14 protein-coding genes are annotated in these 15,582 nt (G+C 47.0%); 5 read left to right on the forward strand and 9 right to left on the reverse strand.

Going from position 1 to position 15,582, the window contains the following annotated elements; genetic code table 11:
• Positions 1 to 12 precede the first annotated feature (12 nt).
• The 4 genes from AAX10_RS09100 to AAX10_RS09115 all read right to left on the reverse strand — a co-directional run bounded on the left by AAX10_RS09100 (position 13) and on the right by AAX10_RS09115 (position 4,608).
• On the reverse strand, positions 13 to 1,398 hold the full coding sequence (locus AAX10_RS09100; protein ID WP_046700428.1) for a GntP family permease: 1,386 nt from the start codon (positions 1,396 to 1,398) through the stop codon (positions 13 to 15).
• 184 nt (positions 1,399 to 1,582) lie between these two features.
• On the reverse strand, positions 1,583 to 2,905 hold the full coding sequence (locus tag AAX10_RS09105) for a TRAP transporter large permease (RefSeq protein ID WP_046700429.1): 1,323 nt from the start codon (positions 2,903 to 2,905) through the stop codon (positions 1,583 to 1,585).
• 20 nt (positions 2,906 to 2,925) lie between these two features.
• Positions 2,926 to 3,456, reverse strand: a complete 531-nt coding sequence (locus AAX10_RS09110) for a TRAP transporter small permease (protein WP_036367097.1) — start codon at positions 3,454 to 3,456, stop codon at positions 2,926 to 2,928.
• A gap of 99 nt (positions 3,457 to 3,555) precedes the next feature.
• Complete coding sequence (locus AAX10_RS09115; RefSeq protein ID WP_205527004.1) at positions 3,556 to 4,608, reverse strand: TRAP transporter substrate-binding protein; 1,053 nt, start codon at positions 4,606 to 4,608, stop codon at positions 3,556 to 3,558.
• Positions 4,609 to 4,825: 217 nt separating this feature from the next.
• Between AAX10_RS09115 and AAX10_RS09120 the strand changes: the two genes are divergently transcribed.
• Together AAX10_RS09120 and AAX10_RS09125 are read left to right on the forward strand one after the other, a co-directional pair.
• The gene (locus AAX10_RS09120) at positions 4,826 to 6,505 is read left to right on the forward strand and encodes an arylsulfatase (RefSeq protein ID WP_080947153.1); all 1,680 of its coding nucleotides are present in this window, start codon (positions 4,826 to 4,828) and stop codon (positions 6,503 to 6,505) included.
• A gap of 15 nt (positions 6,506 to 6,520) precedes the next feature.
• The gene (locus AAX10_RS09125) at positions 6,521 to 7,726 is read left to right on the forward strand and encodes an anaerobic sulfatase maturase (RefSeq protein ID WP_046700430.1); all 1,206 of its coding nucleotides are present in this window, start codon (positions 6,521 to 6,523) and stop codon (positions 7,724 to 7,726) included.
• A gap of 8 nt (positions 7,727 to 7,734) precedes the next feature.
• Here the strand turns inward: AAX10_RS09125 and maiA are convergent, their stop codons facing one another.
• From maiA to AAX10_RS09140, 3 genes are read right to left on the reverse strand one after another with little or no spacing between them, the layout of a single operon-like run.
• Complete coding sequence (maiA, locus tag AAX10_RS09130) at positions 7,735 to 8,370, reverse strand: maleylacetoacetate isomerase (RefSeq protein ID WP_046700431.1); 636 nt, start codon at positions 8,368 to 8,370, stop codon at positions 7,735 to 7,737.
• A 57-nt stretch (positions 8,371 to 8,427) separates the two neighbouring features.
• A complete protein-coding gene (locus AAX10_RS09135; RefSeq protein ID WP_046700432.1) occupies positions 8,428 to 9,426 on the reverse strand; it encodes a fumarylacetoacetate hydrolase family protein in 999 nt (332 codons plus the stop codon).
• Between the two features lie 41 nt (positions 9,427 to 9,467).
• Positions 9,468 to 10,013 (reverse strand): VOC family protein, encoded by a 546-nt coding sequence (locus AAX10_RS09140; RefSeq protein ID WP_036367086.1) that lies wholly within the window; start codon positions 10,011 to 10,013, stop codon positions 9,468 to 9,470.
• Between the two features lie 153 nt (positions 10,014 to 10,166).
• On the opposite strand from AAX10_RS09140, the gene AAX10_RS09145 reads away from it, so the two are divergent.
• Positions 10,167 to 11,075: a LysR family transcriptional regulator gene (locus AAX10_RS09145; protein ID WP_046700712.1), complete on the forward strand. Its 909-nt coding sequence runs from the start codon at positions 10,167 to 10,169 to the stop codon at positions 11,073 to 11,075.
• 31 nt (positions 11,076 to 11,106) lie between these two features.
• On the opposite strand, the gene AAX10_RS09150 is transcribed toward AAX10_RS09145, so the two are convergent.
• On the reverse strand, positions 11,107 to 12,657 hold the full coding sequence (locus AAX10_RS09150; protein ID WP_226997770.1) for a phospholipase D family protein: 1,551 nt from the start codon (positions 12,655 to 12,657) through the stop codon (positions 11,107 to 11,109).
• Between the two features lie 223 nt (positions 12,658 to 12,880).
• Between AAX10_RS09150 and phhA the strand changes: the two genes are divergently transcribed.
• Entirely contained in the window at positions 12,881 to 13,678 is a 798-nt protein-coding gene (phhA, locus tag AAX10_RS09155) for a phenylalanine 4-monooxygenase (protein ID WP_046699047.1), read from the forward strand.
• Between the two features lie 42 nt (positions 13,679 to 13,720).
• Entirely contained in the window at positions 13,721 to 14,071 is a 351-nt protein-coding gene (locus tag AAX10_RS09160; RefSeq protein WP_036367080.1) for a 4a-hydroxytetrahydrobiopterin dehydratase, read from the forward strand.
• A 94-nt stretch (positions 14,072 to 14,165) separates the two neighbouring features.
• On the opposite strand, the gene AAX10_RS09165 is transcribed toward AAX10_RS09160, so the two are convergent.
• Entirely contained in the window at positions 14,166 to 15,557 is a 1,392-nt protein-coding gene (locus AAX10_RS09165) for a Na+/H+ antiporter NhaC family protein (protein WP_046698735.1), read from the reverse strand.
• Between the last annotated feature and the right edge of the window lie 25 nt (positions 15,558 to 15,582).

The following is a 15,582-nucleotide window of genomic DNA, read 5'->3' on the forward strand; positions in this document are numbered from 1 at the left end:
TTGATTAACCTATTAAAACGACCCAAACATCGTACCTAGCGCAATGACGCTAATCGTTGCCACCCACGGCACACCGATGGTTACCGCTGCAATGTTCATATAAGCTTGTTTGTGATTGAGATGACAAATGGATAATAGCGTAATCACCGCCCCACAATGCGGCAGCGTATCAAAACCACCGGCCGCCATCACCGCCACACGGTGCAACAGTTCTGGGTCAATGTTATTTTCTACCGCCATTCTCAGATAATCCTCACCCAAAGTCTGCAAGGCAATCGACAAACCGCCCGATGATGAGCCTGTAATCCCCGCCAATGCGGTCATCGCCACCGCTTCAGAAATGAGTGGGTTATTGGGTGCAATAGACAACACGCTGTCTCGTATCACCGCAAAGCCTGCCAGTGCCGCAATCACCGCGCCATAACCGACCTCGGATGCGGTATTAAAAATCGGCAGCATTGAGCCGTAGACGCCTGTATTGACAGTGCCCTGCAGGCCTTTTAAGCGTTTTAGATTCAGTACCACCAGTACCGCACACGCCACCACAAGCGCAATGATGATAGACCAAATGCCAAGCTGCCCTTTGACCGCCAAATCAGGGAATTTTTCGGTCAAAAAGCCAAAATCCATATTTGGGAACACCATATAAGTCAAAATCGCATTGATGGCAATCACCAAAAACAGCGGCAAAATCGCCAAGCCAAATGGCATATCGCTGGTTACTAAGGCGTCTTTTGTACCATCATCGTGATTGCCATAGCCCTCACCCTTACTGCCTGCGATTTTGGCTTGACGCTTGAGCCACCACATTCCAAGCCCAAACATAATACCCGCGCCAATCAAGCCAAGACCAGGTGCAGCAAAGGCATTGGTGCCATAAAACGGGATCGGAATGGCGTTTTGGATGGCAGGCGTACCAGGCAGAGCGGTCATCGTGAAGGTAAATGAGCCAAGTGCGATACTGGCAGGAATCAGCCGTTTTGGAATGTTCGCCTCGCTAAACAGGCGTTTGGCAATCGGATAAATGGCGAACGCCACCACAAACAGCGACACCCCACCATAAGTCAAGAGCGAGCAAACCAACACCACTACAAAGATGGCGTGCTTTGCGCCCAGTTTTTGGGTGATGCCACCCGCAATAGAAGTTGCCGCGCCTGAGTCCGCCATCAGCTGACCAAACAGCGCACCAAGTAAAAAGATGGGGAAGAATTTGATGAGATAATTGCCCACCGCCGTCATAAAAGTGTCGGTATAAAACGGCATCAATGCCACGCCATCGCCAGAGAGCAGCACCGCAAGCATCGCCATAAGCGGCGCAATGAGCAGCACCGTCCAGCCACGATAGGCAAAATACATTAATAAAATCAAAGAAATGATAATTGCAAGCGTTCCAAACATAAAAAATCCTTTGAGTAATTATATATCTTTTGGTCCCACTGACTTAAAACCATCATCGCCCAATCTGGTCGAAAACCCTCTTGGGCGATGACATCTTAGCATTGAGATTTTGTATAATCAATCATTTCCCGGTGTATTAACATCCTTTATCTCTGATTCGATTGCCAGTTCTATTGCATACTTATCAACTCAACACATGTACCAGCCATAGTGCTAGCGATGGCATAAACACCAGCGCCACGATCCGAATCAGATCCGAACACAGAAATGGTAGCACACCTTTATAAGTTTCTTTCATTGGCACATCCTTAGCAAGACTATTGATGACAAAGATGTTCATGCCCACAGGCGGTGTAATCAAACCAATCTCAACGACCATCAAGGCAAGCACCCCAAACCAAATCGCTTTATCCGTTGGGTTTAATCCCCAAAAATCCATACCCATAATGATGGGAAAAAACACAGGAATGGTCAATAAAATCATGGATAAGCTGTCCATCACACAGCCTAAGACGATATAAATCAAAATCATGGCAAACAGCACGGTCAATGGCGCCATACCACTGCCCAGCACCCATTCCGCCAACGCAGCTGGCATTTGTGATAAAGCAAAGAATGCATTTAGCACATCCGCACCGATTAAAATCAAGAAAATCATCGCTGTCGATGAAGCAGTATCAAGCAAGGCCTGCATGAAACCTTCTTTGTTCAACTCTTTGGTTAAAAAAGCCAAAAGCCCCACCGCCACCGCACCGATCGCTGCCGCTTCGGTAGGCGTGAAGATACCGCCATAAATACCGCCAATCACTGTAACAAACACCGCCACCACAGGCCAAACGCCTTTTAACAGCTGAAATCTATTTGGCCAGCTCATATAAGGCATGGCAGGTCCGCTGTTTGGTACGACACGCACATAAATGGCGATGGCGATCATATAGCCAAGCATGGCGATGATACCAGGGATTAACGCCGCCATAAACATCGAGGCGACATTTTGCTCAGTCAATACTGCGTAAATCACTAAGACCACGGATGGTGGAATCAAGATGCCCAGCGTACCACCTGCTGCCAAGGCCCCGGTAGAGAGTGCGTCAGAGTAGTTGGCGCGTTTTAATTCAGGTAAGGCGACTTGACCCATCGTCGCAGCCGTCGCAAGCGATGAACCACAAATCGCTCCAAACCCTGCGCACGCCCCCACCGCACTGATGGCAGCACCGCCACGATAATGCCCCAAAAAGGCATTAGTCGTCTGAAATAGACGCTTGGATAAGCCGCCACGAGACGCCAGATTGCCCATGAGCAAGAACAGCGGCACGACCGACAAGTCATACACTGAAAATCTGGCAAAGGGCATGCTTTTTAGGTAGTTGAGTAGGGGTATCCAACCTGCCAAGAGTCCATAACCCAGCGCCCCAGCCACCAGCATCGCCACGCCAATATGGATACGAAATACAAGTAAAAAGATGGTAAACGCACCCATCATCAAGCCAATAACCATTGAATCCATGATACTATCCTTTTTATCTATTACTTAGCTTCGTATCGCTTGAAAAATCGCCATGCCGTATAAAATGCCGTCAAAGCAAGCAAGAAAAATCCAGGCGCGATGGTGATGTGCGCCCACCATTCAGGCAATCCCAAAATCATGGTTTTTGTGCCATTTTTAAAAGCGGTGACAGCCCCAAAATAGCTTCGCCACATCAACACCAAAGCCACCATTGCGAGCAACACTGCCGCAAAAATATCCAAATATTTGCGCACCACGATGGGTGCTTTGATGGTAAAAAAATCGACAATGACATGGGCTTTTTTCATTTGAGCATATGGCAAAAAAGACGCAATCGCGAGTGCACAGCCAATCTGCACCAGCTCTACATCGCCTTTAATTGGCGTATTAAATACTGCCCGACCAACGACGCTGGCCGTAGAAAGCAAGCAAATACCCACCAATATTGCCACCCCGCCAAATGCCGAAAGCTTTGACCAGCCCCACAAAAACCGCCCGAGTGCATCAGCCGGTCTATCGTCTTTAATTTCTAATTCAAATGAATCTGCCATGTCCACTCCATTGTTTTAATTAAGCACTCTTTATAAATATCAAGATTCATCTTGCCATGATCATCACTCTTTGATCATGGCAAGTTCAGCTTAACCGGCTCAGTTGGCAGCAATCAGCTCTTTGGCGCGATTTACCATCGCTTGAGCATCATAGCCCTTACCATTCATTTCATTGATCCAGTCTGTATAGACTTTTTGAGAAGCATCCTGAATGCGCTTAGTCTCGTCCGAACTGATGGTATTGATGGCATTGCCAGCATCAACCGCCTGCTGACGAGCATGAACCACCTCATCATCCCATGCCTTGCCTAGGCTTGCTGAGAATTCAGCGCCAGAGTTATTGTCAATGACTTTTTTAAGGTCATCAGGCAGACTGTCATATTTTTGTTTGTTCATGATGATGCTAAACAAAGTACTGTACAAGACGGGATCTGGACTGTTAATTTCAGAATGGTACTTGGTCATTTCATGCAGTTTGAGCGTCGGCACCACTTCCCACGGTAGGATATAGCCATCGATGACACCCTTAGACATGGACTCTGAAAGGCTTGGCATCGGCACGCTGACAGGCGTTGCACCCAGTGCTTCCAAAGTTTTGTTGGTTAGGCGTGTTGGAGCGCGCATTTTTAGACCCTTGAAATCTTCAAGCTTAGTGATGGGACGCACATTGTTGTGAATCTGCCCGCGATCATGCACGTTGAAGGCAAGCGGCTTGACATTTTCAAAGTCTTTTTGACCAAATTCTTCATACATTTGCCATGCTACACGGCTGCTTTTTTCACCATCAACTGTCATAAATGGCAGCTCCATCACTTCCATGCTCGGGAAGCGCCCTGCGGTATAGCCCGGCAAAGTCCAGACGATATCTGCCACACCATCAGTCACTTGGTCAATGAGCTGCGCTGGCGTACCACCCAACTGCATCGCAGGATAAAACTGACAACTTAGCTTACCTGCTGACTCAGTGGCGATTTTTTCGCACCACGGCTCAAGCACTTTCTTTTGGCTCATCGCGGTCGCCGGCCAAAAATGTGCCACCTTCAAAACAACCTTGTCATCACCGCCGGCTGCCGGTGCAGAAGTGGCAATATCATCGGTGCAAGCGCTTAGAGCTAACATGGTCGCTGCCACTGCGGTCAATTTCATTTTCATGATTCTCTCCTTGTCATCAATAAAATTGGCAAATATACTTGTTCACGATTGAAGAATACAAAACAAACAAGTCGGTCTTGTTATTAAACGCATATTTACCCAAAAAATAAAATCGTTTTTTCCGAAGTATTTATACAAATTTACGATAAATTTTGCCAAATTTTATGATTAAAATTGAAAGTATTCAGTTTTAGTTTTAGCCATCAAGGAGTGATCAATGAAATCAATTTTTGTCAATAAAAACACCCTAGCCATCGCCGTAGGTGTGCTGTTATCAAACATTACCTTACAAGCCCAGGCCAACACAGCACCCAAACAGCCGAATATTTTGGTGATCATGGCGGACGACTTGGGCTGGTCGGACATCGAGCCTTATGGTTCGGAGATTCCCACCCCCTATCTGGACGAGCTTGCCAAACAAGGTGTAAGCTTTACCAACTTTTTTGTTTCGCCCTATTCGTCGCCAAGCCGCGCCATGTTTTTGACAGGCGTTGATCCACACCAAGTAGGGCTTGGCAATATTTATGAATTAAACACCCCAGATCAAGCCAAAGCCCCCAATTATGTTGGACATCTAACCGACAACAGCCTAACCATCGCCCAACGACTCAAACAGGCGGGTTACCACACCATATTATCTGGCAAATGGCACTTGGGTAAAAAGACGGAACATCAACCAAATGCATGGGGATTTAATGACTCTTTTGCCCTGCTCAACGGCGAGGCGAATAATTGGCGCTATCAAGACAAATTAGATTCGCCAGATGGGCGGGATTTGTACAGCCATAATGGGATTGATGCGCAGTTGCCAGAAGGCGAGTTTTCCACCGATTTTTATACCGATTATCTGCTAGAAAGCCTGAATAAAAAAGACGAATATCAGCCGTTTTTTGCCTTTTTATCATATACCGCACCGCATTCGCCCTTGCAGGCGCCTGATGAATATATCCAAAAATACGAAGGCAAATATATGAACGGTCCACAAGCGTTGGCAAATAACCGTCTAGAAAATTTAAAGTCGTTGGGCTTGATTAATGAAAATGTCAAACCGCACGAACTCGTCAATGCGCCCGACTGGGAAAGCCTGAGTGATGATGCCAAAAAAGTCGAAGCCAAGCGTATGCAGCTTTATGCAGCGATGATTGACAATATGGATCACAACATCGGTCGCGTCATCAATCATCTCAAACAAACAGGACAATATGACAACACCGTCATCTTATTCTTGTCGGACAATGGGGCGGCAGGAGCCTCTCGTGAAGCCTCCGCCAAATGGGGCGGCTGGATTAAAGAATCTCGCTTTAATGATTATGACAATCTGGGCAAAGCCAGCAGCTATGTCTCCACAGGTCCAATCTGGGCTCAGGCCTCTATGACCCCATTTGCCTTGTTCAAGGGCTATATGAGCGATGGCGCAATTCGTTCACCGCTCATCATCTCCGGCAAAGGCATCTCGCAAGGTCTGTCAGGAAAATACAGCACGATGGCGGATTTAGCCCCCACCATTTTGGACATAGCAGGAGTAACAAAAGCAACCGCACCAGACAAAACCCCGCTACAAGGCTCAAGTCTTGCAGATACCCTAACAAACCCAAGCAAAACAACGGTTCAGCCCATTAGCCCTGCTTCCTTTGAAATGCGTGGCGGACGACAGGTGCGAATGGGCAACTTTAAAGCGACCTTTTTGGGTACATTGCCCGCAGGCATCCCTCCTGCCAAGCTTCCTGTTGGCAAATGGCGGTTGTTTGATATTGCAACCGACCCTGCCGAAACCACTGACATTAGTGACAAACATCCAGAAGTACTTGCGCAGATGATTCATGCTTATGAAAAATACTCAGCCGATGTGGGTGTTGTTGAATTAAATCCCATTCGCCCACCTTCTGACGACAAGTAACATAAGATTAGTGACATGAACCCTAGCACCCAACCAAAGGCGAAAGACCCTTTCGCCTTTGCCTATCACGCCATGATCAAGCCGTCTGGCTCAGAATGTAACATTGACTGCGAGTATTGTTTTTATCTGCATAAACAAGCGCTATTGACCCAGCCCAAGCACCCACGCATGGATTTGACAACGCTTGAGACGCACATCAAGCAATACATTGAAGCCCAAACCAGTGAAGAGGTGGTGTTTACTTGGCAAGGCGGTGAGCCCACCATTATGGGGCTGGATTTTTTTAAACAAGCCATTACCCTACAAAAACGCTACGCCAAACCCAACCAACACATTGTCAATGACTTACAAACCAATGGCTTGTTAATCGATGACGCTTGGTGTGAGTTTTTAAAACAAGAAAACTTTTTGGTGGGCATCTCCATCGACGGCACCGCAGAATTGCACGACAAACTACGAAAAACCAAAAATCAAAAACCCACGCACGCCCTGGTCATGCGGGCGATTGACAAATTGCACGCTCATCAAGTCCCCTTTCACGCCTTGTGTGTGGTGAATAGTCACAATTCAAAAGAACCGCTCAAAGTTTATCGCTTTTTAAAAGATGTCGTTCGCCCCAGAATGATTCAATTTTTATCGGCAGTTGAGCCCACTCATTTCATCAAAAAACCCACCAATTATATTTTTAAATCCAGCACCCATTCTGATTCCATCGTTACCGATTGGTCGGTGTCGCCCCAACAGTGGGGAGAGTTTTTATGCGTGATTTGGCAAGAATGGCTTAAAAACGACTTTGGGCGAGTGTTTATCGATCAATTTGAAAACACCATCAGCCAAGCCTTAGGCTTAGGTGCTCAAAAATGCACTACTGCGCCGATTTGCGGCAAGGCAGTTGCGATTGAACACGATGGCAGTCTGTACAGCTGCGATCATTTTGTTTATCCGCAGTACAAGCTGGGCAACATTCACAAAACCCATCAAGGATCGCTGGTGTTTAGCAAACAGCAAGCCAGTTTTAGCTATGCCAAACATTTGAAATTACCGAGCGATTGCAAACAATGCGACCATCTAAAACTGTGTTGGGGTGAATGTCCCAAAAACCGCTTTATCAATGACAGCACGGGTGAAGCTGGGTTAAATTATTTGTGCCAAGGGCTGAAAAAATTTTATCGGCAAGTCATCCACGACTTATCGATAATTCGTACCAAGCTGAGCCATTAGCTTTAAAATCACTCAAAATCCACCTGCTTTTCAGGGCTTGCTTTGACAAATGCATCCAGTTGATGGCAATTTTCCACCACTTTTAAAATATTGGGAAAACCTGCCAAATCTACCTTAAAGCGCTTGGCATTATACACCTGCGGTATAAGACAAGCATCTGCCAAACTCAGCTCATCGCCAAAACAGTATTTTCCACCATGAATTTTTAATAAATTTTCCAAAGCGGTAAAATTAACCAAAATCCAATGAGCATACCAATTTTGTTTTTGCTCATCGCTGATTTTTAAATCATTTGCAAGATATTGCAACACCCTTAAATTGTTTAAAGGATGCGTATCACAAGCAATGATATTGCACATCGACAAGACAATCGCCCTATTCGCATTGTCTTTTGGCAATAATGGCACACTTGGATATTCATTTTCCAAATAATCCAAAATCGCCATGGATTGCGTGATGATGGTGCCATCATCAAGCTCCAAGGCAGGTATTAAACCGCTGGGGTTTTTATCTTTATAGCCATCTGACTTTTGTTCGCCTTTGACCAAATGAATGGGGATAATGTCATAAGGCAAGTTTTTCAGATTTAAAGCAATGCGCACTCGGTAACTTGCCGAACTTCTAAAATAAGAATAAAGCTTCATGGATTCTTCCTTTTAACAAAGAAAATAACCCCGTTAGCAAACAGGGTTATGCTTCAATCAAAAATCCGTCTTGACCGTATTGAAAATCTCCCCAAAGATGCTGTTGCCTTCTTTGTCGTTCATGTAGATTTTCACGGTGTCGCCCTGCTTCATAAAGTCGGTGATGGGCGCCCCATTTTCTATGGTTTCATACATGCGCACCTCAGCGATACAGCAGTAGCCAACGCCGCCTTGCGCCACCGATGAGCCGTACAGATTACCCTGCTTATTAGACACCGTGCCAGAGCCGACGATCGTTCCTGCCTCGATCTCACGAGTCTTGGCTAGGTGGCTGACCAGACGAGCAAAATTGAAAGTCATGTCCACGCCAGCGTTCGGACAGCCAAACAGCTCACCGTTAAGCTCCACATTGAGCGGCAGATGCACCTTGGTATCCGACCAAGCATCACCAAGCTCATCAGGGGTTACGAATACTGGACTAAATGCGGATGCAGGCTTTGATTGCAAGAAACCAAACCCTTTGGCAAGCTCAGCAGGGATAAGATTTCGTAGGGATACATCATTGACCAGACCGATGAGCGCTATCGCTTTGGCGGTTTGTTCTTCGGTCGCACCCAATGGCAAATCGGTCGTGATCACCACCACCTCAGCTTCCATATCAATGCCCCACGCCTCTTTGGCGATGATGTCATCTGTTGGCGCAATAAAGCTGTCCGAGCCGCCTTGATACATCAAAGGATCATCATAAAAAGACGCTGGCACCTCGCTATTGCGAGCTTTACGCACCAGCTCCACATGGTTCAGATACGCTGAACCATCCGCCCACTGATAGGCTCTTGGTAGCGGCGAATGGCAGTCATTTTGATTAAAAGGCTTGCCTATTTGTGATGTGTTGAGTTCGTCATAGAGCTTTTGTAGGGCAGGCTTGGCACTTTCCCAATTTTCCAAAGCAGACTGAAGCGTTAAAATCTCGGGTTCAAGATAACGGCTTAAATCACGGCTCACGACCACCAAGCGTCCATCACGGCTTTGCGATTTTAAACTGGCTAATTTCATTGGATTTTCCTTGTTTTGTTGATATTAAATAGCTATTAAAATTATACTTCTGGTGGTTCGCTGCCGTCATGCACCCAACGGGCGTGCTTTGGCGCTTTTTTGGTGAGCGCCCATTCGTTCAGCATGTCCCATTTGACTTTATCAAGCGCACGAGCCTGCTTGTCGGTGGTGACATCATAGGCAAGTTCGATGCGATGCCCATTTGGGTCAAAAAAGTAAATGGAATGAAACAGCGTATGATTAGTCGGACCCAGCACCTCAATGCCTTCGCTGATAAGCTTATCTTTGGTGGCGAGCAGCTTCTCCATGCTTTCTACTTTCAGTGCCAAGTGCTGCGTCCAGATGGGCGTGTTCGGGTCTCGTCCCATGGTCGGACGGGTAGGCAGCTCGAAAAATGCCAAAATATTCCCACCGCCTGCATCCAAAAAAATGTGCATATAAGGATCATCTTCGCCTGTCGATGGCACTTTATCTTCACCGATTGCCAAGACAAAATCCATCTGTAAATGTTTTTGATACCACTCGACCGTTTCTTTGGCATCTTTGCAGCGGTACGCCACATGATGCACGCCTTGGGTTATTGCCATTTTTCTCTCCTTTGGATTGGCGGTTGGATATTTTCTTTGAATGATGACATTTCATCAAAAAAAACCGTGAAAATAAAGCAGGAATTTCTTGATTATTTATCGTTATTTATGATAATTTTGCTCCATCATCACCAAAGCCATCAGAGAAATCGTATGAATCCAGCCAATGTCACGCTGCGCCAGCTGCGTGCCTTTAAAGCAGTCGCTGAGCTTGGTAGCTTTACCAAAGCCGCCGAACAGCTACACATCACCCAGTCTGCTTTGAGCGGCTTGATTAAAGAGTTTGAGACGACCTTGGATTTGCGGCTATTTGACCGCACGACACGCACCTTATCGCTGTCGGTGGCAGGACAGCACATCTATCCGATGGCGTTGCGTATTTTGTATGATTTGGAAAATATGGCAACGGAGGTCGGTCGATTAAAGGACTTAGAAAGCGGCTCTGTCAAAGTGGCGGTGAGTCAGCAGCTGGCGGCGTCGGTCATGCCCAAAGTGATGGCGCAATTTTCCGCCAAATACCCCAGCATCAAGGTCAGCATGGATGACTGCTCGGTTGATGCCGTCATTGAGTCGGTCAGCGCAGGCTTGGTGGATTTTGGTGTGGGTCCTGAGCGAGACATCGCCGACAGCTTGTCGAGTGAGATGCTGTTTGAGCTGCCTTTTTATGTGGTGATGCCGACCCATCATCCATTTAGCAAATTGGCACATGTGGATTGGGCAGACTTACATAACGAATCTTTAATTACATTATCAGGATCATTCAATCGCCTGCTGATAGAAGACCTACCAAAAGAACATACTGACATCATCAAAAATGCCGCACATCAGGTGAATTTTTTGACCACGGCTTTTAGCATGGTGGCGCAGAATCTTGGGCTGACTTTTTGTCTGCCTTATTCAAAAGATCGAGTCGCCCAGCATGGTCTTTGTATGCGACTTCTGACCGAACCACGCATCACTCGTCCTGCTTTTTTGTATCGCAAAAGAGGTCGTCCTTTGTCAGACGCCGCCCAAAAATTCTATGTCATGCTCTGTCAGTATGTCCAAAACAGCGATCAGTAAGCGGCTTTAATATAGTTACAATAGCACATGCTTAGAGCAACCACTCAATCGGCAGCTGGCTTGCGATCCACACCTGCACACGGCGAAACAGTGAGCTTTCTGGCTCATGCGTGCGCTGGATTGTCTCGCCGTCTTCGATGGTTGTCCAGATCATCTTGCCTTTGTCGTTCAGGCTCACCGCATAAGTGTGCTTTGGCAGATTCACCGACAGCTGATCCATCAGGTCTTTGGCAAGCTTTGGACTGTCGATGAGCAGCCCCATCTCGGTGTTGAGATTGGCAGAACGGGGATCCATATTAAAAGAGCCGACATACAAATACCGCCCATCGACCGCAAAAGTCTTGGCGTGCAGACTGGCGCCCTGCCCATCGTAGGCACTTCTGACGGCAGCTGGCTTGACGGTGGCATCGTCTTTAAGCTCGTACAGCTTGACGCCGCTTTGCAGCAGGTCTTTACGGTATTTGGCATAGCCTGAATGCACCACCGCCACATCGTTAGCAGCCAACGTATTGGTCAGCACTTGCACCGTTTTACCATTTTTGGCAAGCTTACTTAGCATCTCTTCGCCCTGTCTGGTCGGCACAAAATAAGGCGAGACGATCACAAGCTCATTTTGGGTGTTTTCCATCAAAGGCGAAATGTATCTGTCAAGGATATTTTCTTTTTCTTGTTTTTTGAGCACTTTATCAGGGTGGTCGCTGATAAATTGTGTTTTTGTCCACACCCAAGGCATCTGTCCGTCCGTCAGATAGTTGGCAAAGTTTGCCTGCATGAGCAGACTGAGATACTCTCGTGCCTCATCAGACACGCCCGAAAGGTCGGCAGGCTCGACATCGCCGATGATGACTTGGGCAGGATAGGCGGATTGATTGTTCCAATATCTGTCAAAATCCTCCGCCGTCTCGTGCGCCGCTTGCCCCACCACTGCCACATCTAGGTCGGCAAACATCATGCCACTTGTCGCATCAAAATACTCATCGCCAATGTTGCGCCCACCGACGATGCTCACGATGCTGTCGGCGGTCATGGATTTGTTGTGCATGCGGCGATTGAGACGAAAAAAGTCCGTCAAATACCCCAAAGGGCGAAAACGGCGCTGCATGTATGGATTAAAAAGGCGTACTTCGATGTTGTCATGGTCATCAAGCCTGCGAATCACGCCGTCCATCCCCGCCATCGTATGATCATCAAGCAGTAGCCGCACACGCACGCCACGGTCGGCAGCAGCGATGAGTCTTTGGCTAAGCAGTCTGCCTGAGATGTCGTCGTGGTAGATGTAGTACTGCAAATCAAGGCTCTGCTCTGCCATCTCGACCAAAGCCAGACGAGCCAAAAACGCATCACGGCTGTTTGCCAGTGTATAAATGCCACTTTCGCCCGAGTGCTCGGAAATCTCTGGCAGCAGGCGCTTGACGATATTACCATCTGGGCTTGGCATCAGGTGCGTGGAGACGGTCTTTTGGGCATTCTCTGGCAACGGACGATGGCTCAATACCGCCAGCAGCGCCACCGCAAGCACAAGCAGTAAAAGCCCAATCACCACGCCCCGCACCCAGCATGGCAAACTACGCCAAATCATCATAGCCAAAACCATCATTATTAAAGTTGGCGTATTATACCGCAAAAATTAGGGGAAAGTGCCGGTGGTTGTTTAGGTATTATTCATAAATATACTCACGAGCATTTATCGTGATTGCCAATATAAAAAGCAAATTTCCCATCAATCATGGCAAGTTTTTATTTTATAATGCATCGCATGGCTCTTTAAGCCATTTTAAATCAAGCCATAAAAAAAGGACATTTTTATGCAATCAAAAACCCTCTACACTGCCCACATGCCCGATTCGCACGGTCACATCGCATGGTCAGCGGATGAAAATGCCATCTGGCGTGACTTGCGCATCCGCCAACAAAAAAGCATCATCGGCAAGGCTTGCGATGAATACACCCAAGGCTTAAATACGCTCGATTTGCCAATCGATCACATTCCTAAGCTTGGCAATCTAGACACCACTTTGCAGCAGACGACAGGCTGGCAGACTGCCGCCGTGCCTGCACTCATCTCGTTTGGCAAGTTTTTTGAGCTGCTTGCGCATCAGCGATTTCCTGTGGCGACTTTCATTCGCACTCGTGATGATTTTGACTACATCCAAGAGCCTGACATCTTTCACGAAATCATCGGTCATTTGCCACTATTAACACATCCCGCCTTTGCCAATTTTACGCACACCTATGGCAAGCTGGGACTACAAGCCGATAAAAAGACACGAGTATTTCTGGCAAGACTTTATTGGTTTACGATGGAATTTGGTCTGATTAACACCAAAGACGGTCTTAGAATCTATGGCGGTGGTATTTTGTCATCTCCTGCTGAGACAGAGTATGCCGTCAGTGGTAAACCAGAGTACCGACCCTTTAATGTCAATGACATTTTAAGAACACCCTATCGCATTGATAAAATCCAACCCATCTATTATGTCATTGACAAACCAGAGCAGCTGTTTTCACTGACCGAAAAATCATTGATGGCTGAAGTGAACAAAGCCATGGAGCAGGGATTATTTGAGCCACATCCAAGCCTGCTTGATGATCAGACGGCATGACAAATAACCTACCCTAAAAACATCGTTAATAAGGAATCTTTTATGAGTGATTTAAAAAGTCAATTTTGTGAAGCTTGTCAAGCCGATGCCCCAAAAGTGACGGACGCTGAGCTTACAGAATTTATGAAACAGCTGCCAGACTGGGCGGTTGTGTCCGAGCAGGTGGGTGAGCAGTATGTACTGCAATTAAAACGCGTATTTAAATTCAAAAACTTCAAAAGCGCGTGGGCATTTGGCGAAAAGCTGATGCACCTTGCCGAATCAGAAGGGCATCATCCAGGCATCTTGGTGGAGTGGGGTAAGGTCACCGTCTGGTGGTGGTCGCACAGCATCAAAGGTCTGCACAAAAATGACTTCATCATGGCGGTCAAGACAGATGCGCTGTATGAATGAACAAATGACATCTTAATACCATCTTATGCGGTCAGACATGAAATCAGGGCGAGAGTTTCGCCCTGATTTTTTGGTTGGTGGCTGATGTATGCGATCAGTTGTGATTAGGTGTCAATTTAGAAATGGTAATGCCCGTAAAGCCAAAAATCAGCGTCAAAGCAAAGCACAGATAGCAGAAAAACGCAAACGGCACATAGCTGATCACAGGCATGCCAAACACACCCGTCAAAAATCCGCCATACACGCCCCATGGTACGAGCGGATTGATGACTGTGCCAGCATCTTCAATGGTGCGAGACAGATTTTTTGGATGCAATCCAAGTCTTTTATATTCTGGTAAAAAAGCATTGCCCGAAAGCAACAAGCTTAAATACTGCTCACCAACCAACACATTAATGCCAAAAGAAGTGAATGCCGCTGCTGCCACGCCACGACTTGCCTTTGTCAATAAATGACGCATGCCATCAAGCAGTGCTGGCAACACGCCAAGCCCTTGCAACAGCCCGCCAAGCGACAACGCCAAAATCACCAAAATCTGCGTGAAAAACATACTCTCCAAGCCGCCCCGAGAAACGAGCTCGCCTACCGCACCCAAATCCACACCTTCTGGCAAAGAATAGCCCTTAAAGAACCAACCGCCAATCTGGGCAAGGCTTGGGCTAGAATGCGTATAAGTCAAGGCAAGTGCCACGACAATGGTGGCAGCAATGGTATAAATCGCATTGATGCGCATCATCGCCATGGCAATCAGCACCACAAAAGGAATGAGCATGTAGCCTTGCACCAGTCCGCTCGCCAAAAGGTTCGCTTTTAGCTCCGCCACACCTGACAAATCGCCTGCTGCTGACGGCATGAACACAAAAATCACCGCCGTGATGAGCCACGCAGGAATGGTGGTGTACATCATATTTTTGATGTGATCAAACAAATCCACGCCCACAATCGAAGCAGCGATGCTTGTGGTGTCGGATAACGGCGACATCTTATCACCAAATAATGCTCCAGAAACTACCGCTCCTGCCACAATCGCAGGATTCGCCCCAAAGGCATTCGCCATGCCCAAAAACGCCACGCCTACCGTAGCACAAGTGGTAAATCCACTCCCCAAAGCCAGACCAATCACACTTGCCAATATGAAAGCTGACAGATAAAACCATTGTGATGACAGTATCTCAAAACCATAATAAATCAGCGTGGGAATCGCTCCACTCATCATGAGTGCTGACACAAGCAACCCAATGAGTGAAAATAAATAAATCGCCCCCATCCCCGTGGCGACACCGCCTATCATTCTATCTTGCATTGCCTCAAACTTGACGCCCTTACATAAGCCGAACATCATCAAGCCTAGAATGACAATCAATAAAGATAGCAACGGCACAAAACCAAGCTGAATCATCGTCAAAGCAAGTACCGCCACCACAATCATGGCAATCGGTAAAGCTTGTTTTGGGGTCGGGTGTAAAAGAGGGGCTTGTTTACTCATAAAGACTCCTTACTGTCTTATGATG

Origin of the sequence: Moraxella bovoculi, assembly GCF_000988745.2 — a bacterium.
GTDB classification, from domain to species: Bacteria; Pseudomonadota; Gammaproteobacteria; order Pseudomonadales; family Moraxellaceae; genus Moraxella; species Moraxella bovoculi.

What these genes read in the sequence shown, in the direction of transcription:
- AAX10_RS09100 (WP_046700428.1), bottom strand. Translation starts at nt 1,398, where the DNA reads ATGTTTGGAACGCTTGCAATTATCATTTCTTTGATTTTATTAATGTAT.
- AAX10_RS09105 (WP_046700429.1), bottom strand. Translation starts at nt 2,905, where the DNA reads ATGGATTCAATGGTTATTGGCTTGATGATGGGTGCGTTTACCATCTTT.
- AAX10_RS09110 (WP_036367097.1), bottom strand. Translation starts at nt 3,456, where the DNA reads ATGGCAGATTCATTTGAATTAGAAATTAAAGACGATAGACCGGCTGAT.
- AAX10_RS09115 (WP_205527004.1), bottom strand. Translation starts at nt 4,608, where the DNA reads ATGAAAATGAAATTGACCGCAGTGGCAGCGACCATGTTAGCTCTAAGC.
- AAX10_RS09120 (WP_080947153.1), top strand. Translation starts at nt 4,826, where the DNA reads ATGAAATCAATTTTTGTCAATAAAAACACCCTAGCCATCGCCGTAGGT.
- AAX10_RS09125 (WP_046700430.1), top strand. Translation starts at nt 6,521, where the DNA reads ATGAACCCTAGCACCCAACCAAAGGCGAAAGACCCTTTCGCCTTTGCC.
- maiA (WP_046700431.1), bottom strand. Translation starts at nt 8,370, where the DNA reads ATGAAGCTTTATTCTTATTTTAGAAGTTCGGCAAGTTACCGAGTGCGC.
- AAX10_RS09135 (WP_046700432.1), bottom strand. Translation starts at nt 9,426, where the DNA reads ATGAAATTAGCCAGTTTAAAATCGCAAAGCCGTGATGGACGCTTGGTG.
- AAX10_RS09140 (WP_036367086.1), bottom strand. Translation starts at nt 10,013, where the DNA reads ATGGCAATAACCCAAGGCGTGCATCATGTGGCGTACCGCTGCAAAGAT.
- AAX10_RS09145 (WP_046700712.1), top strand. Translation starts at nt 10,167, where the DNA reads ATGAATCCAGCCAATGTCACGCTGCGCCAGCTGCGTGCCTTTAAAGCA.
- AAX10_RS09150 (WP_226997770.1), bottom strand. Translation starts at nt 12,657, where the DNA reads ATGATGATTTGGCGTAGTTTGCCATGCTGGGTGCGGGGCGTGGTGATT.
- phhA (WP_046699047.1), top strand. Translation starts at nt 12,881, where the DNA reads ATGCAATCAAAAACCCTCTACACTGCCCACATGCCCGATTCGCACGGT.
- AAX10_RS09160 (WP_036367080.1), top strand. Translation starts at nt 13,721, where the DNA reads ATGAGTGATTTAAAAAGTCAATTTTGTGAAGCTTGTCAAGCCGATGCC.
- AAX10_RS09165 (WP_046698735.1), bottom strand. Translation starts at nt 15,557, where the DNA reads ATGAGTAAACAAGCCCCTCTTTTACACCCGACCCCAAAACAAGCTTTA.